Origin of the sequence: Streptomyces caniscabiei, assembly GCF_014930365.1 — a bacterium.
In the GTDB taxonomy this organism is placed as follows: Bacteria; Actinomycetota; Actinomycetes; order Streptomycetales; family Streptomycetaceae; genus Streptomyces; species Streptomyces caniscabiei.
Genome location: NZ_JABXWI010000002.1, coordinates 106,720 through 132,288 on the forward strand (window position 1 = coordinate 106,720; position 25,569 = coordinate 132,288).

18 protein-coding genes and 7 pseudogenes are annotated in these 25,569 nt (G+C 69.8%); 13 read left to right on the forward strand and 12 right to left on the reverse strand.

Annotation, left to right across the window (positions count from 1 at the left end):
- Nucleotides 1-11: 11 nt before the first annotated feature.
- From HW837_RS05030 to HW837_RS05045, 4 genes and pseudogenes are all read right to left on the reverse strand, one after another.
- Entirely contained in the window at nucleotides 12-2,117 is a 2,106-nt protein-coding gene (locus HW837_RS05030) for an ATP-binding SpoIIE family protein phosphatase (protein WP_193382208.1), read from the reverse strand.
- Nucleotides 2,118-2,252: 135 nt separating this feature from the next.
- Complete coding sequence (locus HW837_RS05035; RefSeq protein WP_193382209.1) at nucleotides 2,253-3,473, reverse strand: FAD-dependent monooxygenase; 1,221 nt, start codon at nucleotides 3,471-3,473, stop codon at nucleotides 2,253-2,255.
- On the reverse strand, nucleotides 3,470-4,420 hold the full coding sequence (locus HW837_RS05040) for a dioxygenase family protein (RefSeq protein WP_193382210.1): 951 nt from the start codon (nucleotides 4,418-4,420) through the stop codon (nucleotides 3,470-3,472). Before HW837_RS05040 ends, HW837_RS05035 begins: the two co-directional genes overlap by 4 nt.
- Nucleotides 4,410-5,674: pseudogene (locus HW837_RS05045) on the reverse strand (maleylacetate reductase). Before HW837_RS05045 ends, HW837_RS05040 begins: the two are co-directional and overlap by 11 nt.
- A 93-nt stretch (nucleotides 5,675-5,767) precedes the next feature.
- Here HW837_RS05045 and HW837_RS05050 point away from each other — a divergent pair.
- Together HW837_RS05050 and HW837_RS05055 are read left to right on the forward strand one after the other, a co-directional pair.
- Nucleotides 5,768-6,544, forward strand: coding sequence for an IclR family transcriptional regulator (locus HW837_RS05050; protein WP_193382211.1), 777 nt, complete (start codon nucleotides 5,768-5,770; stop codon nucleotides 6,542-6,544).
- Between the two features lie 321 nt (nucleotides 6,545-6,865).
- Nucleotides 6,866-8,254 carry an MFS transporter gene (locus HW837_RS05055; RefSeq protein ID WP_193382212.1) on the forward strand — a complete coding sequence of 463 codons (1,389 nt, stop codon included), beginning with the start codon at nucleotides 6,866-6,868 and terminating at the stop codon, nucleotides 8,252-8,254.
- A 175-nt stretch (nucleotides 8,255-8,429) separates the two neighbouring features.
- Here HW837_RS05055 and HW837_RS05060 read toward each other — a convergent pair whose 3' ends face one another.
- Entirely contained in the window at nucleotides 8,430-9,446 is a 1,017-nt protein-coding gene (locus HW837_RS05060) for an arabinan endo-1,5-alpha-L-arabinosidase (RefSeq protein ID WP_193382213.1), read from the reverse strand.
- Nucleotides 9,447-9,882: 436 nt separating this feature from the next.
- Complete coding sequence (locus HW837_RS05065; RefSeq protein ID WP_193382214.1) at nucleotides 9,883-10,551, reverse strand: hypothetical protein; 669 nt, start codon at nucleotides 10,549-10,551, stop codon at nucleotides 9,883-9,885.
- A 687-nt stretch (nucleotides 10,552-11,238) separates the two neighbouring features.
- Here HW837_RS05065 and HW837_RS05070 point away from each other — a divergent pair.
- Nucleotides 11,239-11,670 (forward strand): annotated as a pseudogene (locus HW837_RS05070) (transposase); the annotation flags it as partial.
- Here HW837_RS05070 and HW837_RS05075 read toward each other — a convergent pair.
- The 3 genes from HW837_RS05075 to HW837_RS05085 all read right to left on the reverse strand — a co-directional run bounded on the left by HW837_RS05075 (nucleotide 11,665) and on the right by HW837_RS05085 (nucleotide 14,074).
- On the reverse strand, nucleotides 11,665-11,874 hold the full coding sequence (locus tag HW837_RS05075; protein ID WP_237270013.1) for a helix-turn-helix domain-containing protein: 210 nt from the start codon (nucleotides 11,872-11,874) through the stop codon (nucleotides 11,665-11,667). The pseudogene HW837_RS05070 and the gene HW837_RS05075 overlap by 6 nt on opposite strands.
- Before the next feature lie 49 nt (nucleotides 11,875-11,923).
- Nucleotides 11,924-12,547, reverse strand: a complete 624-nt coding sequence (locus HW837_RS05080; protein ID WP_193382215.1) for a TetR/AcrR family transcriptional regulator — start codon at nucleotides 12,545-12,547, stop codon at nucleotides 11,924-11,926.
- A 702-nt stretch (nucleotides 12,548-13,249) separates the two neighbouring features.
- Nucleotides 13,250-14,074, reverse strand: a complete 825-nt coding sequence (locus HW837_RS05085; RefSeq protein WP_193382322.1) for an SDR family oxidoreductase — start codon at nucleotides 14,072-14,074, stop codon at nucleotides 13,250-13,252.
- 207 nt (nucleotides 14,075-14,281) lie between these two features.
- On the opposite strand from HW837_RS05085, the pseudogene HW837_RS05090 reads away from it, so the two are divergent.
- Nucleotides 14,282-14,535, forward strand: a pseudogene (locus HW837_RS05090) (4-hydroxy-2-oxovalerate aldolase); the annotation flags it as partial.
- 238 nt (nucleotides 14,536-14,773) lie between these two features.
- Here the strand turns inward: HW837_RS05090 and HW837_RS50260 are convergent.
- Nucleotides 14,774-14,977 (reverse strand): annotated as a pseudogene (locus tag HW837_RS50260) (substrate-binding domain-containing protein); the annotation flags it as partial.
- A gap of 161 nt (nucleotides 14,978-15,138) precedes the next feature.
- Between HW837_RS50260 and HW837_RS48065 the strand changes: the two are divergent.
- Complete coding sequence (locus tag HW837_RS48065; protein ID WP_196790350.1) at nucleotides 15,139-15,450, forward strand: hypothetical protein; 312 nt, start codon at nucleotides 15,139-15,141, stop codon at nucleotides 15,448-15,450.
- A 751-nt stretch (nucleotides 15,451-16,201) separates the two neighbouring features.
- Nucleotides 16,202-17,755 carry a serine/threonine-protein kinase gene (locus tag HW837_RS05100; protein WP_193382031.1) on the forward strand — a complete coding sequence of 518 codons (1,554 nt, stop codon included), beginning with the start codon at nucleotides 16,202-16,204 and terminating at the stop codon, nucleotides 17,753-17,755.
- A gap of 162 nt (nucleotides 17,756-17,917) precedes the next feature.
- Here the strand turns inward: HW837_RS05100 and HW837_RS50265 are convergent, their stop codons facing one another.
- Entirely contained in the window at nucleotides 17,918-18,121 is a 204-nt protein-coding gene (locus tag HW837_RS50265; protein ID WP_237280687.1) for a hypothetical protein, read from the reverse strand.
- 170 nt (nucleotides 18,122-18,291) lie between these two features.
- Between HW837_RS50265 and HW837_RS05110 the strand changes: the two genes are divergently transcribed.
- The 5 genes and pseudogenes from HW837_RS05110 to HW837_RS05130 form a co-directional block, all read left to right on the forward strand.
- On the forward strand, nucleotides 18,292-18,750 hold the full coding sequence (locus HW837_RS05110) for a MaoC family dehydratase (protein WP_237270015.1): 459 nt from the start codon (nucleotides 18,292-18,294) through the stop codon (nucleotides 18,748-18,750).
- A 198-nt stretch (nucleotides 18,751-18,948) separates the two neighbouring features.
- A complete protein-coding gene (locus HW837_RS05115; protein ID WP_313895627.1) occupies nucleotides 18,949-19,950 on the forward strand; it encodes a PaaX family transcriptional regulator in 1,002 nt (333 codons plus the stop codon).
- Nucleotides 19,951-20,038: 88 nt separating this feature from the next.
- Nucleotides 20,039-20,829: pseudogene (locus HW837_RS05120) on the forward strand (IS5 family transposase).
- 99 nt (nucleotides 20,830-20,928) lie between these two features.
- Nucleotides 20,929-21,788, forward strand: a pseudogene (locus HW837_RS05125) (transposase family protein).
- Nucleotides 21,789-21,837: 49 nt separating this feature from the next.
- A pseudogene (locus HW837_RS05130) lies at nucleotides 21,838-22,275 on the forward strand (substrate-binding domain-containing protein); the annotation flags it as partial.
- A 158-nt stretch (nucleotides 22,276-22,433) separates the two neighbouring features.
- Here HW837_RS05130 and HW837_RS05135 read toward each other — a convergent pair.
- Nucleotides 22,434-23,369: a LysR family transcriptional regulator gene (locus HW837_RS05135; protein ID WP_193382062.1), complete on the reverse strand. Its 936-nt coding sequence runs from the start codon at nucleotides 23,367-23,369 to the stop codon at nucleotides 22,434-22,436.
- A 122-nt stretch (nucleotides 23,370-23,491) separates the two neighbouring features.
- On the opposite strand from HW837_RS05135, the gene HW837_RS05140 reads away from it, so the two are divergent.
- Together HW837_RS05140 and HW837_RS05145 are read left to right on the forward strand one after the other, a co-directional pair.
- The gene (locus tag HW837_RS05140; RefSeq protein WP_193382063.1) at nucleotides 23,492-24,502 is read left to right on the forward strand and encodes a fumarylacetoacetate hydrolase family protein; all 1,011 of its coding nucleotides are present in this window, start codon (nucleotides 23,492-23,494) and stop codon (nucleotides 24,500-24,502) included.
- Nucleotides 24,499-25,470 (forward strand): cyclase family protein, encoded by a 972-nt coding sequence (locus HW837_RS05145; RefSeq protein ID WP_193382033.1) that lies wholly within the window; start codon nucleotides 24,499-24,501, stop codon nucleotides 25,468-25,470. The genes HW837_RS05140 and HW837_RS05145 overlap by 4 nt, the downstream gene beginning before the upstream one ends.
- The last annotated feature ends 99 nt before the right edge of the window (nucleotides 25,471-25,569 follow it).

A 25,569-nucleotide genomic window follows, 5' to 3' on the forward strand; every position in this document is an offset into this window, starting at 1 on the left:
GGCGCCGGCGGCTACGTGGGCGGCAGGTCCTGCTCCGTCCAGATGCACTTGCCGTCCTGAAGATAGCGGGCGCCCCAGCGCCGGGAGAGGGCGGCGACGAGTTGCAGGCCGCGTCCGCCCTCGTCGGAGTAACTGGCGTGGCGGATGCGGGGGGTGGTGAGGCTGCCGTCGTAGACCTCGCAGATCAGTGAGCGGCTGCGCAGCAGGCGGAGGCGGACGGGGTCCCTGGCGTGCCGGACGACGTTGCCCACCAGCTCGCTCACCAGCAGTTCGGTGGTGAACACGAGGTCTTCCAGCCCCCAGGCGTCGAGTCGTTCCCGGACGTACTCCCGGGCCTGTCCGGCTGCCCGGGGGTCGTTCGGCAGGTCGAGAGAGGCGACATCATCGGCGACGGTGCACCGAGCGTGCACGACGAGCAGTCCGGCGTCGTCGGTCGTCTGCTCGCGGTCGGGCAGCAGGCCCGCCACGACCGTGTCGCACAGCTCCTCCAGGAACCGGGCGTCACCGTCCTCGTCGCCGGCCCCGGACCAGGCGGTGCCGACGGCGGTGCGGGACAGGATCTGCCGCAGTTGCGCCATGCCCTGGTCGGCGTCGCGGGTCGGGGATTCGACGAGCCCGTCGGTGCACAGGACGAGCAGGCTCTCGTAGGGCAGTCGCAGCTGGTGCGTCTCGAACGGCGGTTTGGCGGCGCCGAGCGGCGGGTCGGGCGCGACGTCGGGACTGTGCACGCCGCCGTCGGGGTGCACGACGACCGGCGGCGGGTGCCCGGCGAGACTGTAGGTGCAGGTGCGGGCGACGGGGTCGAACACGGCGTACAGGCAGGTGGCGTAGAAGTCCTCGCCGAACTCGGAGACCAGGTCGTTGAGACGGCTGAACAGTTCGTCGGGGGGCATCTCCAGGTCGGCGAGGGTGCGGACGGCCGTGCGCAGCCGGCCCATGGTGGCCGCCTCGGCGATGCCGTGCCCCATCACGTCGCCGATCACCATGGCGACCCGATCGGCGGACAGGGGGATCAGGTCGTACCAGTCGCCGCCCACCTCCTCGCCGCGTCCCGCGGGCAGGTACCGGGCTGCGGCGTGGGCGGCCGGCAGGCGCGGCAGCGTCCTGGGGAGCAGCCCGCGTTGCAGTTCCCGGGCCCGTGCGTGCTCCACGTCGTACAGTCGTGCCCGCTCCAGCGACTGACCGACCAAGCCGCTCAGAGCCGTCAGCAGGGCGCGTTCCTCGTTGCTGAAGGAACGCGGGCGGCTGAACGACACCACGCACAGGCCGATGGCGCGGCCGGAGGCGATCATGGGCAGGAAGGCCACGGCCTCCTTCGGCGAGGCCTCGTTCACTCTCCGCATCGTCGGATAGCGCCGGGAGATCTCCGCCTTCGCCTCGATGAACCGGGGGGTACGGGTGCGCAGCACATCGCGGACCGGGGCATGGGCGGCGAGCGGCATGCCGTCGAGCAGGCTGAGGAACTCCTGGGGATAGCCGGCGGCACCGACGACGTTCAGGCGTCCGCCTTCGAGGATCTGGAACACCAGCCCGTCGGCCCCGAACGGCGGCAGGACGTACTCGGCGACGGCCTTCACCACGTCGCGGGAGGTGACGGCCTCGGCCAGCGCGGCGGTCAGCTCACCCACGCGTACGGACCGCTCGGCTCCGGCGGCCACCGACCCGGGGGCGGGCGACGCGCCGGGCCCGCCGCCGAGGCGGCCACCGGTCCACCCCGCCAACGCGCCGAGCAGGTCCCGCCGCGCCTCGCGCGGCTCACCGGGTCCTGCCGTGAGGACGGACAGCACACCGATCGGCCCGTCGGCGCCGGGTAGGGGTACGGCCGCGGTGCCGCCCGCTCCGGTGCCCAGGCTGTCGCCGGATGCGTAGGCGTAGCCGCCCTGCCGCAGGGCGTGCGCGGGCGCCACGTCCTGCTCGTCGGAGAGATCGGCCCACTCGCGCGCGCTCGCCCGGTCGAGACCACTGACGGCGACCAGGAGCAGCCGGCCGAGGGCACGGTCGTACCGGTGCACCAGGGCCCCCGGGCCGCCCACGCACGTCACCGCCTGTCGGAGCACGAGGTTCAGGACCTCCGTACCCCAAGCGCTGTCCCCCTGGGCGTCGTCACCCGGCGTCACCGCGCCTCCCGCTCACCCGTGCACAGCGGGGCGGCGGTCAGGTCTCCACCACTGAGCAACAAGACATAGGTGATATTTCCGGCAAGGCTATCACTGCCTCCGACCGGCCCGTCGTGGTGTTCCGAGGGAGGAGGCTCAGCCGGTCGCCATCGCCTCACGGACGGTGAGCTCGGCGTCGTGGCCGTAGATCCACCCGTTGTGGGCGAAGGCGTCCGCGGTGGAGAACGAGGCGTCCCTGGCCCGCTGGGCGGGGTCGTCGGGCAGATGGTTGCTGTCCGCCCTGCCCCGGCTCAGCTGCTGCACCCTGGTGGCGCGTGGGCGACGGATGTCCTCGTAGTGGCTCAGCGCGGCGGTGGGGTCCTCCGGCCGGCCGGCGAGGCAGCCCGCGAGGACGGCGGCGTCCTCCATGGCCTGTGCCGCTCCCTGGGCGAAGAAGGGGAACATCGGGTGTGCCGCGTCGCCGAGGAGCGCGACGGGCCCCTTCGTCCAGCGGGGCAGCGGGTCGCGGTCCAGCAGCGCCCACCGTCCCGTCCGTTCCGCCGCCGCGAGGAGCGCCCGCAGGTCCTCGGACCACCCGGCGAACTCGGCGCGCAGGTCCTCGATCCGCCCCTCGGCCGACCACGACTCCGTCGTCCAGTCGTACGCCGGGCCGAACGCGACGATGTTGATCTGCGCTCCCCCGGAGATCGGGTAGTGGACCAGGTGCCGGTCGGGGCCGAGCCACAGCGTCTGCACCGGATGGCGCGCGAACTCCGGCGCGCGCTCGGCCGGCACCAGGCATCGCCAGGCGCAGATGCCCGAGAACCGGGGTGAGCCCGTATCGGTCACGTACTGCCCCACGGTGGTGTGGACGCCGTCGGCGCCGACGACCACGTCGGCGACCTCCCGCGTCCCGTCGGTGAACGTCAGCTCCACTGCCCCGTCCAGCCGCCGCAGACCGGCGAGACGGGTCCCGAGCCGTAGCGCCCCCTCGGGGACCGCCGCCCGCACCGCCGCGAGGAGGTCGGCACGATGGGCGACGTAGCTCTGCTCGCCGAAGCGCCGTACGCACTCTTCTCCGAGGTTCTGGGAGAAGAGCACGCGCCCGTCCGCCCAGCGCCGGAACTCCCACCCGACCTCCAGCGGCACCGCGCGTTCGCGGAAGCGGTCGAGCCGGCCGAGGCCGCGCAGCAGGCGCACCGCGTTCGGGGACACGACGAGGCCCGCTTTGACGTCGGTGAGGGCGGGCGCCTGCTCGTACACGGTCGCCTCGATCCCGGCCCGGTGCAGGAACGCCGCCGTGGCGAGACCGCCGATTCCTCCGCCGACCACGGCCACGCGCGGGTGCGGCGTTCGTCTCTCGGCCCGGCTGCTCATTCGGGGGTCCTCTCGCGCGAAGCCGTGCCCGGCCCCGCAGTGTCCGCGGGTGCCAGGACGATGTCGAAGCGGACACTCGACCAGGACCGGCCCCCGAGGTCGCGGCCGTCCGGTGTGCGTGTGCCTGCCGGGTGCTCGACGAAGTCGTGGATGAGCGAGTCCTTGACGCCGAACACGGCGTCGGTGTCGAGCAGTTCGTCGCCTCGGACGAAGATGTGGGTGATCAGGGTCCGCTTGCCCTCGGCGCGGACGTCGAAGTGCAGGTGGGAAGCGCGCATGGGCGAACGGCCCACCGAGGCGAGCAGCGCGCCGACCGGGCCGTCGTGCGGAATCGGGTACGGGGTCGGCATGATCGCCCAGAACCGGTAGGTGCCGGTGTCGTCGCTGAAGAGGTGTCCTCGCGCGGCGGTGCGGTCGTCGTCGTACTGCACGTCGTAGAAGCCGTCCTCGTCGGCTTCCCACACTTCCATGCGGGCTCCCGGCACCGGCTTGCCCGTGGTGTCGGTGACCCTGCCCTCGACCCAGCACGGCTGCCCGGCGGCGCCGAAGGACATGTCCCCGCCCAGCGGGACCTCGGGTGAGCCCTCGACGAAGAAGGGGCCGAGCACCGTCGCCTCGGTGGCGTTCGCGTGGGCCTCGTTGTTGATCGCGATCGTCTGCATGGACGCCCCGAGCACGTCCGACAGCAGGATGAACTCCTGCCGCTTGTCGTCGGTGATGTGCCCGGCCGCGGTGAGGAACTCGATCGCGGACGCCCACTCCGCCTCGGTCAGCCGCACCTCGCGCAGAAACGCGTGCACGTGGCGGGTCAGGGCCTGCGTCAACTGCTTGAGCCGCGGGTCCCGCGCGGTCTCGAAGGAGGCCACGACCTTCTCCACCAGCGCCTGTTCGCGGGCGTGCTGTTCGGGGGTCGTCCGATCGGCCGCCCCGCCGCGCTCACCTCTCATCGTCTCTCCTCGCCATCAAGTCGTCGTGGGTTCTCGCAACCGAGTTGTCGTGGGTTCTCGCCGTCGAGTCGTCGGTCACCGTCCGCGGGTCGGCGCCCTGCCACGCCGCACGCAGCAGTCGTCGGATGTCCTCGGCCCGAACGGGACGTGGATTGCCGTCGGGTACCGCGTCCAGGACGGCCTCCACCGCGTCGTCGACCTCGGCCTCCGCCCACCCGAAGTCGCGCAGCCCCTTCGGCGCGTCCACGTCACGCCGCAGCCGTTGCAGTCCCTCGATCGCCGAATCCGAACCGAACGCGGCGGCGATCCGCTTCTCGGATTCCGGCGCGGCCGGTGCGTTGAACGCCAGCACGTAGGGCAGCACCACCGCATGGTCTGGGCGTGCGGCAGGTCGTACCTGCCGCCCAGGACATGGCAGGTCTTGTGGTGCAGTCCCGACCCCGCCGACGAGAACGCCACCGCGGACAGGTACGTCCCGTACAGCGCCTGCTCCCGGCCCGGCAGGCCGACCGGGTCGGCGACCACCGCGGGCAGGCCCGCCGCCAGCGCGCGGATCCCCTCCCCCGCCAGCGCCCGGTCGATCGGGTCCGCACGGGGGCCCCACATCGCGTCGACGCAGTGGGCCAGCGCGTTCAGCCCCGAGGCGACGCTCATCCGTACGGGTAGCGACACCGTCAGCGTCGCGTCGTACACGACGGAGCGCGGCAGGACGCGTGCGTCGACGCCGGTGGTCTTGCGTGCCCGCTCGGTCAGACCCCACACACTGGTGGCCTCGGAGCCCGCGTAGGTGGTGGGGACGGCAAGGATCGGCAGCCCGTTGGTCAGCGCGATCGCCTTCGCCAAGCCGGTGGTGGAGCCGCCCCCGACGCTGACCAGCAAGTCCACCCGGTGTGCGGCCGCCGCGGCGCGAGCCCGCTCGGCCACGTCGACGGGGACGTGCATGACCGCCTCGTCCCACCGCAGCACGACCGGCAGGTCGGCTGTGACCTCCCACGCGAGTTCGGCCTCGGCGGGTGCCGCGATCACCATCACCCGTGAGGCGCCGAGCCTGCGCACCTCCGCCCGCACCCGCTCGGCCGCCTGGCCGGAGGCGAAGACGACTCGCTGCGTCAGGCTCTCGTGCTCGAAACTCGGCAACGCTCCGTCGAGTGTCTCGGCGCCATGGCCGCCACCTGCTCGCGGCGTCCCGGTCATGCACATGCCCCAACTCCTTTCCGCTGTGTCGAAGTGGGAGAAGAGTCCAGGCCAGGACATACGAAGGTCACTACGATGTCCGTTGAACGGACACCGCGTGAAGCGATGAGCGTCCGTCGGGCCGAGAATGACGCCGGCGGAAGGCCCGCCGCCATGGTGAGAGGACCCGAAACGGCCAACAGTGGCGACCTCGGTCGCACAGTCATCTCGCGGGCCCTGGCCATCCTGGACGCGTTCACGCCGGATCGCCGGGAACTGACCCTTGCCCAGATCTGCCGCCTCACCGGCCTCCGCCACGCCACCGCCCACCGGCTGGTCGGCGAACTGACGGGGTGGGGGGCGCTGGAACGCCTCCCCACCGGTGCCTACGTCGTCGGCCTGCGCCTGTGGGAGCTGGGCACGCTCAACCCGCGCGGGCTGCCCCTGCGCGTCCTGGCGATGCCCGTCATGGAAGATCTGCACGCCGCCACACGCCAGCACGTGCAACTGGCCGTCCTCGACGGTACCGACGCCCTGGTGGTCGAGCGGATCTCCTCGGCGGGAGCGGTTCCCGTGGTGTCCCAGGTCGGCGGGCGACTGCCTCTGCACGCGTCCGCCGCCGGCCAGGTGCTGCTGGCGCACACCGGCGAGGAGCTGTTCACCGAGGTCGTGCGGAACGGCCTGGCACGTTTCACTCCGAGGACCATCACCGACCCGGGAGCACTGCGTCTGACACTGGCGGAATGCCGCCGGACCGGCGTCGCGGTCGTGCATGAGGAGATGAGCCCGGAGGCCCATTCGGTGGCGGCACCGGTGACCGATGCGAAGGGCCGCCTGGTGGCGGCCCTGTCCGTGGTGGGTGTCGACGCCCGAACACATCTGCTGGCGCCCGCTGTTGTGCTGGCGGGCCGGAGCGTCTCCAGGAGCCTGGGTTCCGGCGCGATGCCTTGAGACGCCCGCTCACCCCAGTTCTGCATACACATTCCCTCGCGCCGCCGACGCGACCAGGGGCATTCAGCTCACACAACTTCTCCCTTTTCGCGCACTCCACCCTTTACAGCCCTGTAATAGTGTGCACACTTAGCGATGCGAGGTGAGCCGCAGTCGATACGGTCCGGCCGCCACAACCGGTCACTGATCTGACTGCGTGCGCTCAGCCCCGCATGCCCGGCATGGCTCCGGCGGGCCCGGGGCTGCCGCCGCCGAACGTACGCACGCCGCATCCACGGGCGAAAGAGACTCATACCCGCAAGCCATGTGAGAGGAATTGTCATGCTCGAAGACAGTCGCGGAGGAAGTCGCGGCCAGACCACCTGGCCTCCGGTCACCGTGCTGGTTCTCGCGATCTGCGGGCTCGCCATCGTCGCCGACGGGTACGACGTCGTGATCTACGGCGCTGTCATCCCGTCGCTGCTTCACGAAGGCGGGTGGGGTCTGACTCCCGCCGGCGCCGGTCTGATCGGCTCGTTCGCCCTGATCGGCATGCTCATCGGAGCCACGACCGTCGGCACGCTCACCGACACCCTGGGCCGACGCAAGACGCTGATCGCCTGCCTGACCTGGTTCTCGGTGATGACCGGCCTGTGCGCGACCGCGACGTCCCCGGAACTGTTCGGGTTCTTCCGGTTCCTCGCAGGCCTCGGGCTCGGTGGCGTACTGCCGACCGCCAGTGCCCTCAGCGGAGAGTACTCGCACCCGAAAACGCGCAACCTGGTATTCGCGATCATCTTCAGCGGCTTTCCCGTGGGCGGCATCATCGCCGCCCTGGTGGGCATGTCGGTGATACCCCAGTACGGCTGGCAGGCGATGTTCCTGCTCGGGCTCCTCCCCCTCATCCTCGTCGTGCCCGTGGCCCTGAAATTCCTGCCCGAGTCGATCACCTTCCTCCGGGCGAAGGGCCGGCACGCCGAAGCGGAGAAGACAGCTCGCCGCTGGAACATCGACCTTGAGGAGGCGCCCCGGGAGGCGACGACGTCGACCCACTCTCCGTCGGACGCGGCCGGCCGGGACGGCATGTCACCCGTCAAGGCCCTGTTCTCGCGCGACTACGTCGCGGCGACACTCTGCTTCCTGGCCATGTCGTGCCTGTGCCTGTTCATGATCTACGGGTACAACACCTGGCTCCCCGAGATCATGCGCCGGGCCGGCTACTCCTCCGGGTCGGCACTCGGCTTCCTGCTCATGTTCAACCTCGGAGCCGTCGTCGGCCAGCTCCTCATCTCCTTCGCCGCCGACCGACTCGGTTCGAAGCCGATCATCGTCACGACGTACCTCCTGGCTGGCGCGGCCGTGATCCTCCTCAGCCTGCGACTGCCCACGGCGGTGCTGTACGCGGCCGTCGCGATGGGGGGCGTGGGCGCGATGGGAACGCAGACGTTCGTCCTCGCCCATGTCTCCAAGCACTACCCGGTACGGATGGGCGCCACCGCGCTGGGCTGGGCACTGGGCTTCGGCCGCATCGGCTCGATGCTCGCCCCACCCCTGCTCGGCCTCATCATCGGGGCGGGGCTGGCGTACCAGTGGAACTTCTACGCCCTCGCGGTGCCCGGTCTCATCGGTGCGGTACTGATCGGTCTGGTGCCCCGCGCTCCTGGCGACGCGGCGCCGGTGACACGCGCGAGCGCGGACGGGACCGCGCGCTCGGTGCCTGAGCCGACCTGATCCGGCCTGATCCGCACCGGGCCGTCGCCTCGGACGGGGCACTCGAACCGAGTGCCCCGTCCGAGGCGCCCGCATACGCGCCCGCATTCTCCTCATACAGGGCGCGAATCCCGGGCAGCAACTCCGACGCTCCACCGGGGCGCGGTCGGCCGGACTGCTCTCCGGCGCGCTGTGGTCAGTGGGCGACGGGCCATCCGCCGCTCCAGTTCAGGAGGTTGATGCCGAGTTTGGGCCGGCCGTTGTCGTCGCCGTCGTAGTAGTGGTAGACGATCAGGTCTCCGTCGGCGTCCTTCATGATCGACTGGCCACCGGGGCCGATGTACCGGCCGTGGGACTCCAGCACCGGTGTCCCGCCGTTGTTCATGAGCGCGACGCCGTTCCTGTCGTGGTACGGCCCGGTCACGCTGGTGGCCCGCCCGACCTTGACCTTGTAGGTGGAGCCGGTGCCCGCGCAGCAGGTGTCGTAGGAGGCGAAGAGGTAGTAGAAACCGCCCCGTTTGACGACGAACGGCGCTTCGACCGCCTTCGTGGCGGTGGGGCGGGAGGCGAGGGAGTACCGGGTGGTGTCACCTGCGAGCTGTTTGCCGGTGGAGGGGTTGATCTGGATCATCTTCAGCCCCGTCCACCAGCTCCCGAAGGACAGCCACCAGGTGCCGTCGTCGTCGACGAAGAGATTGGGGTCGATGGCGTTGTAGTCGTTGGACGCGGAGGAGGAGTAGACGATGCCGTGGTCGGCCCAGGAGCCGGGGAGACCGGTCGTCGAACCGGCCAGCCCGATGGCCGACTTGTTCGACCCGAAGGTCGAGACGGAGTAGTACATCAGGTACTTGCCACCCTGGTACGAGATGTCCGGGGCCCAGGCCTCGGTCGCCCCGTATTGCGACCACCAACTCGGCCGGGTGGAGAAGGCGTCGCCCCCTGCCCCGAAAGCGATCCGGTCGGTGGACGTGCGGTAGGACAGAGCGCCTCCGGTGGCGTAGAGGAGGTAACGCCCGGCGGAGGTGCGGATCATCGTCGGATCATGGACGACGGTGGCCCCCGTGACCGTGCCGGGGTTGGGGTAGGCGGATGCGGCGGTGGGGGCCAGGGCGAGCAGTACCGCGGCCGGGACGGCCAGGAGGGTTGCTCTGCGCGAGGGGTGGAACGGGCGGGATGTGCGGGGGGTGTGGGAGGTACGGGGGTCACGGCTCATGCGGACGCTCCTAGGTGGGGTGCCGTTCGTCTCGCCGAACAGCGGTCGCGTCGTCGGCCGGGACCGTAGAACCGAACCCTTAGCACGTCAATGGCCTGCGCAGACACCCGAAAGTCTTCGCAACTATCGCGCCTACGATGCTGTGTTCGTGGCAGGCGGGACACCGTCGGAAGACCACTGCGTGGGTGAAGCAGTCCGGGTGGTTGAGGCCGGCCCTGCCCAGCGCCTGCGCCGCAGCCGACCACGAGGTGACGTCCGGGCAACAGCGGGTCGACTGATTACGGGCCGCTGTACAGCCCGCGAAGTCGGCAGCGGTGCGGATCGCGACGCCGCTGTCTGCCGGCTGGGACAGTGGCGATCACATGGTGAGGCGCGACATGGCGGTGAGCCCGTTCGGACATGCTCACGCACGAACCCCTGCCGGGGTCGGCCTCCTTCAGCTGATCGGTCGCCGAAGCTCGGCTCGCATGCGGAGGGTGCGCTCAGCCAGGCTCGCCAGGTCCACGTCCCTGGCGTTTTTGGAGGGGACCGCGGGGTCGATCTCGCCGATCAGCGCGCCAGTGTTGCCGTTCCAGGCGCACAGCGGCTTGACGACCCGCATGTTCAGGTCCTCCTTGGCGACCACCTGGCAGGTGATGGTGACGTCCGAGCCGGAGGGGCGGAAGTCCTCGGGTGCCCGGGCGACCGACATGCCCTCCAAGTCGGCAGCGTCCTTCAGCATGGTGTTCCGGGCGTCGGCAGTGTCCTTGAACCGGCCGTACACGCCGCTGACGTTCAGTCGGCCACCGCGGTCGACGGGCCTGTAGCTCGCGACGGCCGCCCGGACGTCCCGACCACCCAGTGCGCTCTCGGCGTGCTGCACAAAACTGTCCTGCGGTGAACCGGAGAAGTCCTGCTCCAACTGGTACTCACCGCCGAGCAGGGCCTTGGACAGGGTCAACCGGTACCGAGCCTCGGGAAAGTCTCCGTCGGCGCCGACCTTGGCGACCATGACCACGAGCCAGGCGACGATCAACAGGGCCATGACCCCGCCCACAGCCCCCAGGACGACACCAGTCCGGCTCTTCTTCTGCGGGGGAGGCGGCAGGAGGTACGGCTCGGACATGGCGGACCGTTGCGGCGGGGGCGCGGACACACCATGAAGCCTGCACTCGCAACTCGCCCAGTATGCGGTAGCCCCTCGACCGCCGTTCTCTTTCATCCGTGGTCCCGACACCGTTCACCCCTGCGTCGATCGCCGTCCGCATCTCCCTCGGCCGGCCCACCCTCGTCGACCTTGATCGCCGCTTTCCCTGCAAACCTGAGCAGTCACCGCACCACCCTGGCCCCTAGTACTGTCGACCGACACCCGGCAGCCCTGGAGCCCCAAATCCCCGAGTGTGGTCCCCGCACCCGCAGGGGTGGCCAAGCTCCGCAGGGTCCCCGCGCCTGACGAGCGTGAGGTGGCGAGCGCTCTCCGCGCTTCGGGGGCTCAGGCACACGGTGATCGATCCGCCATCTGATCTCCAGCACCCTCGCGCCTGTCCCCTGCGCCGAGTGCCCAGCACCGTTTCTGCTGGTCAACAGCGCGCAGAGCCTGTACCACCAGCAGACCAGAACCTCTTGTTCCCATCCCGCCCTTCAGCACCTGACGAACCGTCAGGGAAGTTGGCATCGAGTGAGCAAGGGTCCTGCCACAGCGCCCCACAGACGGCCAGACTCTGGACTCACTCAGCAGCGCCCTCTGCCCCGTCACATCGCTCGACCGTCACCGACGAGTCAGCAATTTTCGCAGCTCAACGGGCCCTTCCTCGTGGCTTCAGGGAGTCGGCGGCAGCAGCGGGTGGTCCCGCCAGCTCCGGAACGGCCTCAGGGCGGGGAACGGCGCTGGCCAGGTGACCGCGAGGTGTTGGCCGCGATCATCTCTGTGGCCACCTAGGGATATACCTGGAACCAACTGCCATCGGGCTTTGGGCTGTCGGGGGTGACCGCCTTTCGCCGGTTCACCGAGTGAATCGAGGCCCGGGTGTGGGTCAAGCTCCACCGCCCGGTCCTGGACGACCTCGATTCCCGCGGCGACTTGGACTGGTCGCGGTGCGCGATCGACTCCGTCAACGTCCGTGCGCTCAAGAGGGGCGGCTGACGGGACCGAATCCGATCGACCGCGGCAAGAACGGATCGAAAATCCACCTGATCGTCGACCGCCGACGGCTGCCCTTGTCTCTCGGTATCTCCGCGGTCAACGCATCGCCGGGATCCGCTCGGAGGTGGCCGAGCGCGGACTGGGGTTCGCCACCGACAACTCGGCCACCAGCCGGGTCACGGGTACGCCGAGCACCACGGCGATCGAGAACAGCGTGTCCCCCATGGGATTGCCCGCGCCCTGCTCCAGATTCGAGAGCGCCTGCTTCGCCAGCCTCGCCTGCCCGGCCAACTCCGCCAGGGACAAACCCCGTTGCCTACCCCCGTGGCTCCAGAGGCAGGGGACCTTGGTGAAACTATTCCGTCAGCGTGCCCATCGCACGGTCGAGCAGTACGGCCAAGGGAACGGCGCCCTCACAGGCCACCCAGCCTGTCGCGGCCGCATCCAGACAGGCGAGCGCGGCCCCGGAAAGCGCGTTCGGCCCGACCTCCTCCGGCTGGTCGGCGCTGACGCCCAGCCGCCGGGCGATCTCCGGCTCCAGCATCGCCTGCCAGCTCAGCTGCTTCTCGAAGTGCCGGGCGCGCAATGACGGAGTCTCCTGGAGCATGCGCAGATAGCTGAGTGTCTGCTCGGGCGCCTGCTCGTTCGCCTGCGTGAGGACGTCGAACGCCCTGCGCAGCGCCTCCCAGGGACCCTCGGCGTCAGGGCGGGCGGCGAGCGCCTCCGCGATCTGACCGCCGGTCTCCTCCAAGCCCTGCAGGACCATGTCTTCTTTGGTGCCGAAGTACCGGAACAGGCTGGCACGCGACAGCCCGACCTCACCGGCGATCTGGTCGACGGTCGTCCCGTCGAATCCCTGCTCGATGAAGAGCCGGAGCGCGACCTCGACGACTTCCTTCCGGACCGTCGCGCGCATACGCTCCCGCAGGCCGGGCGGTTTGGTTGCGGACTGGGCGGAGGTGCGGGCGGAGTCGGTCATGAGTAAAGAATACAACAGCGACTCAATCTGATACTGAGCATCAGATACATGGGCTCCCGGCGGCCACACTGTCCACGCCGGCCGCTCAAGTCACTCCCACGGAGCGCGTCAGCGGATGCGAGGTGAGGGTCCACTTGCCCCGGAGGACCTGCTCGGCCGCACCCAGTCCGCCCTCAGGGACGGCAGCGCATACGACGAAACGCTGGGCCGCGCGCAGGGAACGTGACGGTGACCGCAGGCCCGCTGGGCGCTCCCGGCCGGGCGGACCCCGCGCCGAGGTCGGCTGCGACTCCGGCACCTGCCCCGAAAAGTTGACCCTCCTCGTACCCACACACCCCCGTCATGCTTTCTGCGGTCCCACAAGGACGCCGCTGCCCTCCGGGGCCGGCATGACTCTCTGCCCCCTGTCGAACGGATGACTCTGGACGCGGATGGGGTCGGGCCCGACTGGGGTTCCGGTCTGTGGTCAGGCGACTGGACGGCCACCGGGACAGAAGGGGAGGATGACCGCCCCGCACCCGCCCGGCCCTTCCCGTCACCTCGCCGGGACGGGCCTACAGTGCGCCGCGGGCCGCCCGGGACACTTCGGGAGCCGCGAGTGACTCCTGACCACCGAGCCCGCCTTCATGTCTGCGGGCTGCCGCCCGAACCATCCACCTCGTCACGGATCGGCCCGCGGCGTCTCGCTGCCGCGCGGCGGCTTCAGGCCGCGGCGCCCTCGGCCTCGGCGGAGACCGCCGCCCACTCCTGCCAGGTCTTGAGGCGCTCGGCGTAGATGTGGGGGACGAGGTGGAGGGGGGCGGTGCCGAAGAAGACGCGCAGGGGCGGGTTGTCGGCGTCGACGATCTTCAGCAGGGCGGGGCCGGTTGCGGCGGGGTCTCCGGACTTGACGTCGCTCCAGGCGGCGGCGACGGCGGTGCGCAGGTCGTCGTAGGCGGGCAGCTGTGTGGCGAAGGTGGCGGAGGAGCCGGCCCAGTCGGTTTCGAAGCCGCCGGGCTCGACGAGGGTGACCTTGATGCCGAAGCCGGCGACCTCCTGGGCGAGGGCTTCGGTCAGGCCTTCCAGGGCCCACTTGGAGGCGTTGTAGCCGCCCAGGTTGGGGAAGGAGGCGACGCCGCCGACCGTGGAGATCTGCACGATGTGGCCGCTGCCCTGGGCCCGCAGGAGGGGCAGGGCGGCCTGGGTGACCCACAGGGCGCCGTAGAAGTTGGTCTCCATCTGGTCGCGGACCTGCTGTTCCGTCAGCTCCTCGACCGCGCCGAACAGGCCGTGTCCGGCGTTGTTGACGATCACGTCCAGGCGGCCGAAGTGCTCGTGTGCCTGCTTGACGGCCTCGAATGCGGCGGCCTTGTCGGTGACGTCCAGCGTCAGCGGCAGGACCGCCTCACCATGGGCGGCCACCAGATCCGCCAGGGAGTCGGCGTTGCGGGCGGTGGCCGCGACCTTGTCACCACGCTCCAGGGCCGCCTGGACGAACTGACGACCGAAGCCACGCGAGGAACCGGTGACGAACCAGATCTTGCTCATAAGGACACTCCCGTTCGAAACGAACTTGCAATACGCGACTCTAGCCCTCTATGATACTCAGTATCAAGTAGTTCCTCTGTGGATTCTTGAGCATGAGTAACTACGCTTCGACACAGCTCCCGGTCCAGCCATCGAGCCTGCGTGGCACATGCGAGCGATGGCTCAGGCGGAGGCGACCGAAGTAGCGATCCGGCTCTCGACCACCCGCTGCCGCCCTGCGTCGGCACCCTGCACGACCTGCAACGCGCTCACTCGCCGGGCATCCGCTCCGTGCTCGTGGCCACCCACTGGCCCGAGGCCGGCGTCTCCGCCCAGCACATCGCCGCGGCCCGCGGGCTGGGCATGGATGTGGCGGGCTTCCTGATGATGTCCCACTGGCCGAACCCGCCGAACTGGCCCGCCAGGCCAAGCTGATGGAGTCCTACGGCGCCCACTGCGTCCGCACCACTGGCCCCGCTGGCGGCTCGCTCCCGGCTGTCGCCGTGAGCCCGCTCCGGGCCTGGTCATGGTCCGCCGCCCGGCGCGGCTCGGCGTCTTGCCCTGATCTGAGCGGAGCTTCTCCCGAGGACGGCACCGTACTCATCGGCTACGGCGCGCTCGGCAGGCCGGAAGACCGTCGCCCGCCACGAGGGCGTCGGCCGGGCCGCGGAGCAGCTCAGGACGGACAGTCGACGCTCACCACGCGATCAGCCGGGACGGTCATCGAGGGGGGGTGCTTGCCCGCAGAACGACGTTCGTGGCGACCGGTACGATCCGCGGGACGTCATCGTCGGAGAGCGCGAGCTCCATCGCGCGGAGCCCGACCTGCTGCAGAGGAACGTTCACGGACGTCAGCTCCGGGACGACGTCCACCGCCGGGCCGATGTCGTCGAAGCCGGCGACGGCGATGTCCCGGCCAGGGACAAGCCCGGCGTCGCGCGATCATCACACCGATCGCCATGACGTCGCTGACCGCGAAGACGAGTTCCGTGCCGTCCAGTCCCTGCTGGAGGAGCTCCCGGGCCGCAGCACGCCCCCCTCGGCGACTGAACTCGGCTTCGACCACCAGCCGCTCGTCGACGTCGATGCCGAACTCACGCAGGCCCTCCACGAAACCGCTGCACCGGTCACGGGACGTCCAGCACGGTGAGAACCTCTTCGACAAGGACGGCAACGTCTCGCTGAAGCCCGAGACGCTCGCCGGCATGTGGAAGTACGGTCTGGACCTGCTCTCCTCCGGGGCCAGCGTCAATACGTCGACGATGGTCGAGGACCTGACCGCCGGTGTGACCGCGGGCAGCTTCGCCACCGGCAAAGCGGCCATGATGGGGGCGTACAACACCCAGATCAGCGCAATCCAGCAGGCCGCGGCCGCCCATGTGCAACTGCTGCACTAGGAGTGCACGCCATTCCTCGCCACCCCGGCTGCTGCGATCGCCGTAGACGCCACTCGTGATGGGCATCGCAACGGCCAGCGCCTGCTCGACGAACCGTGAGACGGCGGGCGTCATGACGCTGCTCAGTTCCTGCTCGCCTCGAACCGGACGAGGTGGCCGTGGCTGAGTTCGCCTACCTGTTGATGGCTGTCGGCCAATCCCTGCCTGTAGCCACTGCAAGCGAGCGAAGCAGGAGGACAGTCCCGCGCGCAGCGCCGGCCTGTGGTGGCGAGCAGCGAGGAACTCGGTCCTGAGCGCGGAGCTTCGCGGTTCACTGCTGGTTCCCCAGGGCACACACCGGCCGTGGCTCCTCCAGACCTCGCGCGTCCGCCTCCGCACCTGAGCACGCAGTTCGCAACGCGGCCCAGGTCGCCGGGTCGAGCCCGAGCGGGTGGCACTCACGAGCCGACTGAAAGGCCGGTTTTCCTGGGCGGACTCGCCCCCGCCCGCGTCCGCCGTGGCTTCCGGCACATTCGCTGCAAGGCCGCCCACCCTGCCCGAGCACCTCCCCAGCCCGGATCTTCCCTTTTGACCGTCCACTTGGCCTCTCAGCCGGTGAGGGGGCCTCGGGCTGCCAGGCGTTTCGCTGAGAATAGTGTGTTGCGGGTGTAACAGGTGATGCTTGGCCCGGACGCCACGGATACGGTGCTTGGTTGTGCTGGTCCGGGGGGCTGAACCTGATCGGCAGTGCACATAGGAGAGGGCGCGGGGCGTGGAATTGCTGGACGAGTCGGATCCGGGGGCTGTTGGGGGTTATCCCCTGCTGGCGCGGCTCGGTGAGGGTGGCATGGGGCGGGTGTATCTGTCCCGGACGGTGTCGGGGCGTCCGCTGGCTCTGAAGACGGTGCGTGCCGAGTTCGGACGGGAGCAGGGGTTCGAGGAGCGGTTCGCGCGGGAAATCCGTAACAGCGACCAGGTGCGCTCCCCCTGGACGCCTGCGGTGGTGGACTACAGCCCGGTGGGGCAGCGCCCACAGTGGCTCGCCACCGAGTACGTGGCGGCGCCGTCCCTGGCGGAGTGGGTGCGGCGGTACGGCCCGCTGCCCGAGCCGTGCGTACTGGCACTGGCGTCCGAACTTTTCGGGGCGCTGGGAGCGGTCCACGGGGCCGGGCTGGCCCACCGGGATGTCAAGCCGTCCAATGTGCTGCTGGGCCGCCGTAGTCCGTTGCTCATCGATTTCGGGATCGCCCGCGCGAGGGAGGACTCGCGTCACACGAGGACCGGTGGTGTGATCGGCACTCCCGGCTATCTGGCGCCGGAGCAGGCGAGTGCCGGGGAATCGGGTGCGCCCGGGGATGTGTTCTCGCTGGCTGCGGTGCTGGTGTACGCGGCGACGGGACGGGGCCCGTTTTCCCGTCCGACTGAGGAGTTCTCGCCCGCGGTGCAGCTCTACCGCATCGTGCATCAGGAGCCGAACCTCGACGGCGTTCCGCCGGCCCTGACCCCGTTCTTGCGGTCCTGTCTGGCCAAGGACCCCGAGCAGCGGCCCACGCCCGGCACTGTCAGCGTTCTGTTGGAACGCCTGGGCGGCCGGTGCGGTACTTGGCCGCAGTTGCTGCCCGAGGCGCTGGAAAAAGATCTCGCCGTGCGGGAGGAGGAGGCGCACGCGTTGATCTCCACGACATTGCGATCGCCATCCGTGCCGGCTGTGTCACGTGAGTCCGAAGACGGCCCGGCTGCGGCCGACGCGGGGACCGCCGTCCTGCCGCCTTCCGACGCTGTGCGACGGTGGGTGTCAAGCCGTACCGGCCGGGTGGTCGTCGGGACCACGGCCGCGGCGCTGATGGCCACGGCAGGCACGTTCGTGGTGCAGCGTTTCTCCGGCGATGACGCGTCCGGCGGAACGCCTTCGCCGTCATCCGCCGCCACATCGCTTCCCGCGGCCTGGGCAGGTGCATGGGTCGGCACCGGGCCGGGCAATCCCACCCCCGACGATGATAATCAGCGCCGAACCAACCGGTTCACCTTCGCTCTGACTCTCCACCCGGCAGAACGGGGTGAATTGGCGGGCAAGCAGGTCAGCAACGTGACCGAAGTGAACACCAGCCTTGAGCTGGGATGCACCGAGACCCTGCAACTGCGGGAGGTACGCAAGGCCTCAATGGTCCTCAAGGCTGTCACCAGCCAATCCACCGACCCGTCGGCCGAAGTGGCCTGCCCCAGCGGCAATGTCTACGTCGTCACGATGACCGGCCGAGACACCCTGAGCCTGAGCGACGAGGGTGACCAGTCCGCCGGGGCGCCGTCCACCCTCACCCGGCGGTGACGGCTGCGCCCGCCAACCATGCGATGCCAAGCCCTTCCCATCCATTGCCGGCTTCGCTGAGGCCGTAGCGCGACGTCCAGGGCAGTACGTGGGCGCGGGAGCTCGAGGCGCAGCGGGAGGCAGGGGTGCCGAGCCCGCTCCCCGCTCCCCACCGTGTGCCGGTCAGTCAGACCCGGCCGCGAGCTTCGCCCCCGGGCCCGGAAGCATCGTGACCTGGCCGGGCGCGGTGATGTCGTGTCCGGAGGCGCAGGCCACCACCGTCTGTACCGGGCTGCCGCACTCGTGGTGGAGCAAAGAGATCGTGCCGGCGCCGGACGGGACGATCCAGCGCTCGGCCCAGTCATCGAGGGCGATCAGGATGGGCAGGAGACTGCGGCCCTTGTCGGTGAGGCGGTACTCGTCGCGTCCGCGCGCACCGAGGGCTCGATAGCGGGTTTTTCCCCAGGATGCCGTCGGCGACGAGGTCCCTCAGGCGGGCGGACAGCACGCTCGGACTGATGCCGCGATGGCAGCCGAGGACCGGGTCCGCGCCGCGCATGACGACAGGCACCACCACGACCCTGAGCGCCACCGACTTCGCCACCCCGGTCGAGGACCGGTACTTCGAGGACTACGTGCCGGGTGCCGTGAACGTCTACGTCAGCATCACCATGACCAGGCAGGACATCCTTCGGTTCGCCGACGAGTTCGACCCGCAGAGCCTCCACAACGATCCACAGGCAGCCCGGCAGGGGCCGTTCAACGGTCTCATCGCCAGCGGTTGGCACACCTGTTCCGTCACGATGGGGATGTATGTCGACCACTACGTCAGCAAGGTGGCGAGCCTGGCCTCACCCGGCATCGACGAACTGCGCTGGGTCCAGCCCGTCAGGCCCGGCGACAGCCTGCTCCTGCGGGCGACGGTGCAGGACGCCCGCCTCTCGCGCTCCAAGCCGGATCGCCGTCTCGTCACCCCGGCATCGAGGTCATCGACCAGCACGGCCGGACAGTGCTGACCATGAGCGCCATGAACCTCTTTCTGCGCCGCCAGGTCATCATCGGGCCGGGATGACGGTTCGCTGCCGTCGCCCTCCGAGTACGCCGGTGTCGCGCACCTGGGCACTGCCGGGGCGCCTTCACCTGCGCGCGGAGGTCCCGCCTGGTGGAGCAGTCGCGGCGGAGCTACACCCGGTGATTCCACAACCGTTAAAGTGGTGCCGACCCTGTCCACCGCGTCGGAGCCGACCTTGCCGAACCTGTCCAACCTCGAGGAGATCTTCTCCGACGAGGGTGACGGCGCCGTCGGCCCCGTGCGGTCGCCCGGCTGGCAAAGCAACGTCTCACCGCAGGGACTCACGGTGACATTGATCGCCGACTACACGTTCCCCGGCCGGGCGTGGTTGCCGTCGGCGGCGATCGTGGCACTGCTCGGAGAGTTCCAGGTGACCCCGGGCGCCGCCCGTACGACGATCAGCAGGCTGATGCGCCGTGGGGTGCTGGAGGGCAGCCGGCAAGGGCGGCACAGCTCCTACCGGCTGACGTCTCAGGCCGCCGTCGACCTGTGGAGCGGCGCCAGCTCGATCGCCACCTTCACCACCCAACCCGACTCATGGGACGGACGGTGGACACTGATCGCCTTCTCCGTCCCGGAACAGGAGAGCACGCGGCGGCGCGCCTTGCGCACCGCGCTGCGCTGGCGCGGATTCGCGCCGCTGTACGACGCGCTCTGGGTGTCGCCGCACCCCCTGACCCCCAAGGGACGGATCGAGGTGGCCGACCTGGCGCGGGGAGCGCTGACCGTGTTCCGCGCGCGGCAGGAGGAACTGGACACGGAGGTCGACCGCAACCCGGTCGAGGCATGGGACCTGACCGGCATCGCCGAGCATTACCAGGCCTTCATCAGCCGTTGGAGCGGCCTGCTCCCGCACATCAGCGCCGACGGCGTCACCGGTGCCGACGCGGTGCGCGCACGGACCGAAGTCATGCACGCCTACCGGCACTTCCCCATCCTGGACCCGCTGCTCCCCATCGGGCTGCTGCCGCCCGGCTGGCCCCGGTCACGAGCGCGGGAAGTCTGCGTCGCGGTGTACGACGGCCTGCTCCAGCCCGCCCAGGACCACGTCCGCGCCGTGGTGACCCGATTCGCGGAAGGACCGCACCCCGACATCAAGGCCCATACGATCGCCGGCATGAGCGCAGGTATAGGCCACGGCTGACGAGGGACCGTCGCAAGCGTGACCGAGCGGTCCGCGGAGACACCACGCAGCACCTCCCGGACCCTGCGATCCATCGAATCCGCTTCGAATGCGACAGGATGAACTGTGGGCGCTGATCGAGCCGTTGCTGCCCGAGCCGGGACCGAAGCTGGTGGAGGGGCGGCCTCGGTTGCCGGACCGGCAGGCCTTGTGCGGGATCCTGTTCGTGCTGCATACCGGCATCCAGTGGGAGTACCTGCCCCAGGAGCTGGGCTTCGGTTCGGGCATGACGTGCTGGCGGCGTCTGGCCGCGTGGAACGAGGCCGGTGTGTGGGGCCAACTGCACTTGGTGCTGCTGAAGAAGCTACGGGCGGCGAAGAAGCTGGAGTGATCGCGGGCGGTGATCGACTCCTCCCACGTGCGGGCCGCTCGGCGTGGCTCAAAAACGGGCCCAGCCCGGTCGACCGCGCACGGCCGGGCAGCAAGCACCACGTCCTCACCGACGGCCAGGGCATCCCGCTCGCGGTGTCGCTGACCGGCGGAAACCGCAACGACGTCACCCAGCTGATCCCGCTGCTGGACAAGGTCCCGGCCGTGGCCGGACTCGTCGGCCGGCCACGGCACCGCCCCGACGCGCTCCTGGCCGACCGCGGCTACGACCACGACACCTGCCGGCGCCTGCTCTGGGCCCGCGGCATCCGCCCGGTCATCGCCGAACGGGGCCAGCCACACGGCTCCGGCCTCGGTATCTTCCACTACGTGGTCGAGCGCACGATCGCCTGGCTGCACGGCTTCCGCCGCCTACGCATCCGATGGGAACGACGCGACGACATCCACGAAGCCTTCCTCGGCCTCGCCGCCTGCCTGATCACCCACCGCCACGTGAAACGCCTTTGTTAGGACCTCTAAGACGTTCGGCTCTGGCCCGCATCGGTGGTGACACCAGGTAGCCGTCCTTGACCATGATCTTGTGATGGATGTCGACTCCCACTCAGCACGGTGTTTCCCGGGCTGTCAGTGTTGGTTGTCGAGGACGTGGTGGACGGAGGTGACGCGGTGGTGGTCACGGCTCGCACTCGGGATGCGGCGGTGCCGTGTCCGGTGTGCCGGACGCCGACGGGGAAGGTGCACAGGTATCACCGCCGGACGGGGACGGACGTGCCGGTCGGCGGCCGCCCGGTCCTCGTCCACCTGAGGGCACGGCGGCTGGTCCGTCCGGTCCTGGGCTGCCGGAGGCAGACCTTCCGCGAGCAGATTCCCGGACTGCTGTAGCGCCATCAGCGCCGCACGGTGCGGCTTGTCTGACAGATACCCCCAGGTGGCGCGCGAGTTATACGGCCGGGCGGCCGCACGCCTCGCCGGCCTGCTGGCCGTGCCGGTCTCCCGCAGTACCGCACTGCGCCATCTGCGACGCCTGCCGCTGCCGCAGCAGGCGGTCCCACGGGTGATCGGCGTGGATCTTCTACCTCAATCAGGGCCGCGCCGAAGGCGATCGCCCCGTCACCACCCCACGTCATGCCGGCCGTCTCCTGCTCACCGACCCCGAAAACCTGCGCCCGAAGGAAACGACCCTGCTGGAGCAGATCGCCGTGGCCTGCCCGGCGATGACCGCACTCGGGCGAGGACAACGACGTGAAACTCACCGAGTGGATCACGGCCGCCCGTGCCGTCGGCCTGCCCCAGCTGCGCAGCTTCACCAACGGCCTCGAAATCGACCGGCCCGCCGTGAACGCCGACCTCGCCTTGCTCGACCACAACGGCCGCACCTAAGGCGTCAACACCCGCATCAGAGGATCATGAGACAAATGCACGGACGCGCCGGATTCGACCTCCTCCGCCATCGCATCCTCCTGCCCTGACGGCTACCCGATGTCACCACCGACGGGCCAGAGCGGTTCGTTCGACAGACCCCTTACGGGCGATTGGTGTGCACAGTCGGGCTATGAACAGGGGCGGCGCCTGGCCGCCATGCCCGATGTCACCGCCGTTTCTTCGACGCCAACGACCAGATGGCCCTCGGGGTACTGCGTGCCCTCCGCGAGGCGCGCCGCGACGTGCCGGCGATGTCAGCCCGGTCGGCTACGACGGCATCCCCGAGGCCGAATACGTGTGGCCTCCGTCGACCACGGTGCGGCAAGACTTCGGCGAGGCCGGGCGTCGCGCGCTGAACTCCTTGTCGCGCAGATCGAGGGCGAGCCGAGAACAGGAACCTCGGTCGCGCTGGAGCCCGAACTGGTTGTACGGGACAGCAGCCCCTCCTCCCTCGCCGCGGAGTCGGAACCAGCGGATCTTCCGGGACTAGCAGCACGCCCATCCCGGGGGCGCGACCCGATACACGCAGCTTGAGCAGGCGATCGTCGCCGCTGGTACAGGGCCGGTCGGCGAACCTTTCCAGCCAGATCAGCAAGCAGCAACTACTCAAACCGGCTCCACGCGGCGGCCGCCATTCAGCGTCGGCCGTCGCTCGGCGGTGCCTTTTGCCGATGCAGGGCATAGCCCCACCCTCATTTCGGCGGACGGGAGATCGTAGGCCGACCGGCTTCCATCATCTCGGCGACCCGGACCATCGTCTCCCGCAGCCACATGTGCGCCGCGTCGTGCATATGGACTGGATGCCACCACAAGGCCTGCTGGATCGGCACGGCGTCATAGGGCGGTTCCATGATGCGGACGGGTGCGAGTCCGTCCAGCTCATCGGCGAGACGCCTTTGAAGGAGAGCTACCCGGCGGGTGCCTACGACCAGGAGCGGCATCAGCTGGAAACTGTCGACGGAGACCGCCACGCGCGGCTCGATGCCGAGCATGGCGATCTGACGGGCGGCGGGGGCATCGTAGGCTCGTTGGTACGTCACCCAGGGCAGTCGGGCCAGGTCGTCGAGGGTGAGCTGCTCGCCGACCTCGGGGTTGTCGTCGGCGACGAGGAAGACCCAGCTGTCCTGGTAGAGCTCGACCGTGGGGAAGCCGCGAATGATGCCGTGGGGCAGCAGTAGCCCGTCCACGGTGCTGAGCAGCGACCCGGTGCTGTCGATGATTTCGTTCGGTACCTGTTTGAACCTGAGCCGGATGCCTGGTGCCTCGGCTTGGACGGTGCGGGCGAGTTCGGTGCCGAATACGGCAACCGCATAGTCCGAGGCGATCAGCGTGAACTCATGTTCCTCGCGAGAGGGGTCGAATTCGGCCTGACTGGAGAAGACGCGCTCCAGCAGGTCGCATGCGGTGGTGGTCCGGTCGAGGAGGGCCTGCCCGAGGGCGGTCAGTTCGTACCCTCCGCCCACCCGGGCGAGGAGGTCGTCGTCGAAGTGGCGGCGCAGCCGGGCCAGGGCCGCGCTCATCGCGGGTTGACTGAGACCGATGCGCTGGCCGGCCCTGGTGACGTTGCGCTCCTGCAGGAGGGCGCGCAGGGCAACAACGAGGTTGAGGTCCAGGCTGGCCAAGTTCACGAAGCATCCCAATTCCGGAGCCGGCACCATGGGTATTCGCCGGCTGGATTCTTATATACAGGAAATCGATTTCCCTGATTGCAAGCTACGGGCCAGATTAGTGGCACCGCAATCGGGAGGAAATCTCCGTGACATCCGCAGCCACGTCGGCACTCTTCACCCCCTTCTCCGGACCGTTCGCCATCGGCACCCTTTCGGCACCGGGCGAGACCAGGTTCCCGGGCCTCGTGGCCCAGGACGGCCAGGTACTCGACCTGCGTACGGCATTGGGTGAACCCGCGCTGACCACGCTCGCACTCATGGAGCGCTGGGACGAGCTGCTGCCGCGGCTGCACACCCTCGCAGGGGACCCGGAGCGCGACTGGCGGCCGCTGGCCGAGATGACGGCGCACGCGCCCGTCGAGCCGCGGCAGATCTTCCAGTCGGGCGCCAACTACCGGCAGCACGTGATCGACCTGGCGGTCGCACACCGCGCCCCGGACGCCTCGGGCACCGTCGAGGAGGCCCGCGCCGAGGTCGCGGCGATCATGGACAAGCGGGCCGCCGAGGACCTCCCGTACGTCTTCATCGGCCTGCCGACCACGATCAGCGGTCCCTACGACGACGTGGTGCTGCCCGCCTGGGCCGAGAAGCCCGACTGGGAGCTGGAACTGGCCGCGGTGATCTCCCGTCCCGCCTCCCGGGTCACCGTGGATGAGGCACTGGAGTACGTCGCGGGCTACACCATCGCCAACGACCTGACCGACCGCGCGACCGTCTTCCGCCGGGACATGCCCCCGATCGGCACCGACTGGCTGCGCAGCAAGAACGCCCCCGGCTTCACCCCGCTCGGTCCGTGGATCGTCCCGGCCGGCTCCATCGCGGACCCCTCCGACCTGCAGGTCACCCTGAAACTCAACGGCGAGACCATGCAGGACGAGTCCACCAAGGACATGATCTTCGGTGTCGCACGGTTGATCTCCTACATCTCCCAGACCGCCCAACTACTGCCCGGCGACCTGGTTCTGACCGGCAGCCCGGCCGGCAACGGCATCCATTGGGGCCGACTGCTGCGCGACGGCGACGTGATGGACGGCTCGGTCACCGGGCTCGGCGCCCAGCGCACCCGCTGTGTCGCGGAGGAAACCCGATGAGCGCCGATCGTATCGACCGTACGGATCCCGAGGCGGCGATCGCCGAGGCCGCGAAGGCGTACTCGAACTGGGGCCGCTGGGGCGAGGACGACGTGCTCGGCACGCTCAACTTCCTCACCGAGGCCAAGCGCCGCGAGGGCGCGGCCCTGATCCGCGACGGCGTCAGCTTCTCCTTGTCACAGAGCTTCGACATGGACGGCCCGCAGAAAGGCTGGCGGCGGCGTACCAACCCGGTGCACACGATGCTCGCCACCGGCACCGACGCCGCTCTGGGTGGCCAGGGCTTTCCGCACGGTTTCGGTGGCGCCGACGACGTGATCGCCATGCCCTTGCAGTGCTCCACCCAGTGGGACGGGCTCGGGCACATCTTCGATCACGGCAAGGCGTGGAACGGCCGCTCGGCGGAGAAGGTCGTCACCTCCGAAGGCGATCTGGTCACCGGTATCGAGCACATGGCTTCGCACGTCGCCGGGCGGGGCGTCCTCCTCGATGTGGGTCTGGTCGTCGGTCAGGACGGCCAACTGCCCGACGGCTTCGCCATCGCCGAGGAGCACCTGACCGCAACCGCTGCCTCGCATGGTGTGACCGTCGGTCGTGGGGACCTGGTCCTCGTGCGCACCGGGCGGCTGGCCCGCGCCCGTCACGAAGGCTGGGGCGACTACGCGGGCGGGCCGGCACCCGGGTTGAGCTTCAGTACGGCCGGCTGGCTGCACCGGAGCGAGATCGCCGGGATCGCCACAGACACCTGGGGTTTCGAGGTGCGGCCCAACGAGTTCGACCACGCCTTCCAGCCGCTGCACCAGGTCGCCATCCCTCACATCGGTCTGCTCATCGGGGAGATGTGGGACCTCGACGCCCTCGCCGCGCATTGCGCCGCCGACGGCCGGTACGAGTTCTGGCTCACCGCCGCGCCACTGCCCATCACCGGCTCCGTCGGCTCACCGGTGAATCCCATCGCCGTCAAGTAACGACCTGGACGGCCGGGCGAGCCGCGCCCGGACGGCTACGCCACCTTCGCCCGCCCGGCCCGCAACACCTCCTCTGCCGCTCGAAGTCGCGCGGCACCA

Bases quoted from the DNA above. Each gene is read 5' to 3' on its own strand.
- HW837_RS05035 (WP_193382209.1), bottom strand. From the start codon at position 3,473: ATGAGCAGCCGGGCCGAGAGACGAACGCCGCACCCGCGCGTGGCCGTG.
- HW837_RS05040 (WP_193382210.1), bottom strand. From the start codon at position 4,420: ATGAGAGGTGAGCGCGGCGGGGCGGCCGATCGGACGACCCCCGAACAG.
- HW837_RS05050 (WP_193382211.1), top strand. From the start codon at position 5,768: ATGGTGAGAGGACCCGAAACGGCCAACAGTGGCGACCTCGGTCGCACA.
- HW837_RS05055 (WP_193382212.1), top strand. From the start codon at position 6,866: ATGCTCGAAGACAGTCGCGGAGGAAGTCGCGGCCAGACCACCTGGCCT.
- HW837_RS05060 (WP_193382213.1), bottom strand. From the start codon at position 9,446: ATGAGCCGTGACCCCCGTACCTCCCACACCCCCCGCACATCCCGCCCG.
- HW837_RS05065 (WP_193382214.1), bottom strand. From the start codon at position 10,551: ATGTCCGAGCCGTACCTCCTGCCGCCTCCCCCGCAGAAGAAGAGCCGG.
- HW837_RS05080 (WP_193382215.1), bottom strand. From the start codon at position 12,547: ATGACCGACTCCGCCCGCACCTCCGCCCAGTCCGCAACCAAACCGCCC.
- HW837_RS05085 (WP_193382322.1), bottom strand. From the start codon at position 14,074: ATGAGCAAGATCTGGTTCGTCACCGGTTCCTCGCGTGGCTTCGGTCGT.
- HW837_RS48065 (WP_196790350.1), top strand. From the start codon at position 15,139: ATGCCGAACTCACGCAGGCCCTCCACGAAACCGCTGCACCGGTCACGG.
- HW837_RS05110 (WP_237270015.1), top strand. From the start codon at position 18,292: ATGACGACAGGCACCACCACGACCCTGAGCGCCACCGACTTCGCCACC.
- HW837_RS05145 (WP_193382033.1), top strand. From the start codon at position 24,499: ATGAGCGCCGATCGTATCGACCGTACGGATCCCGAGGCGGCGATCGCC.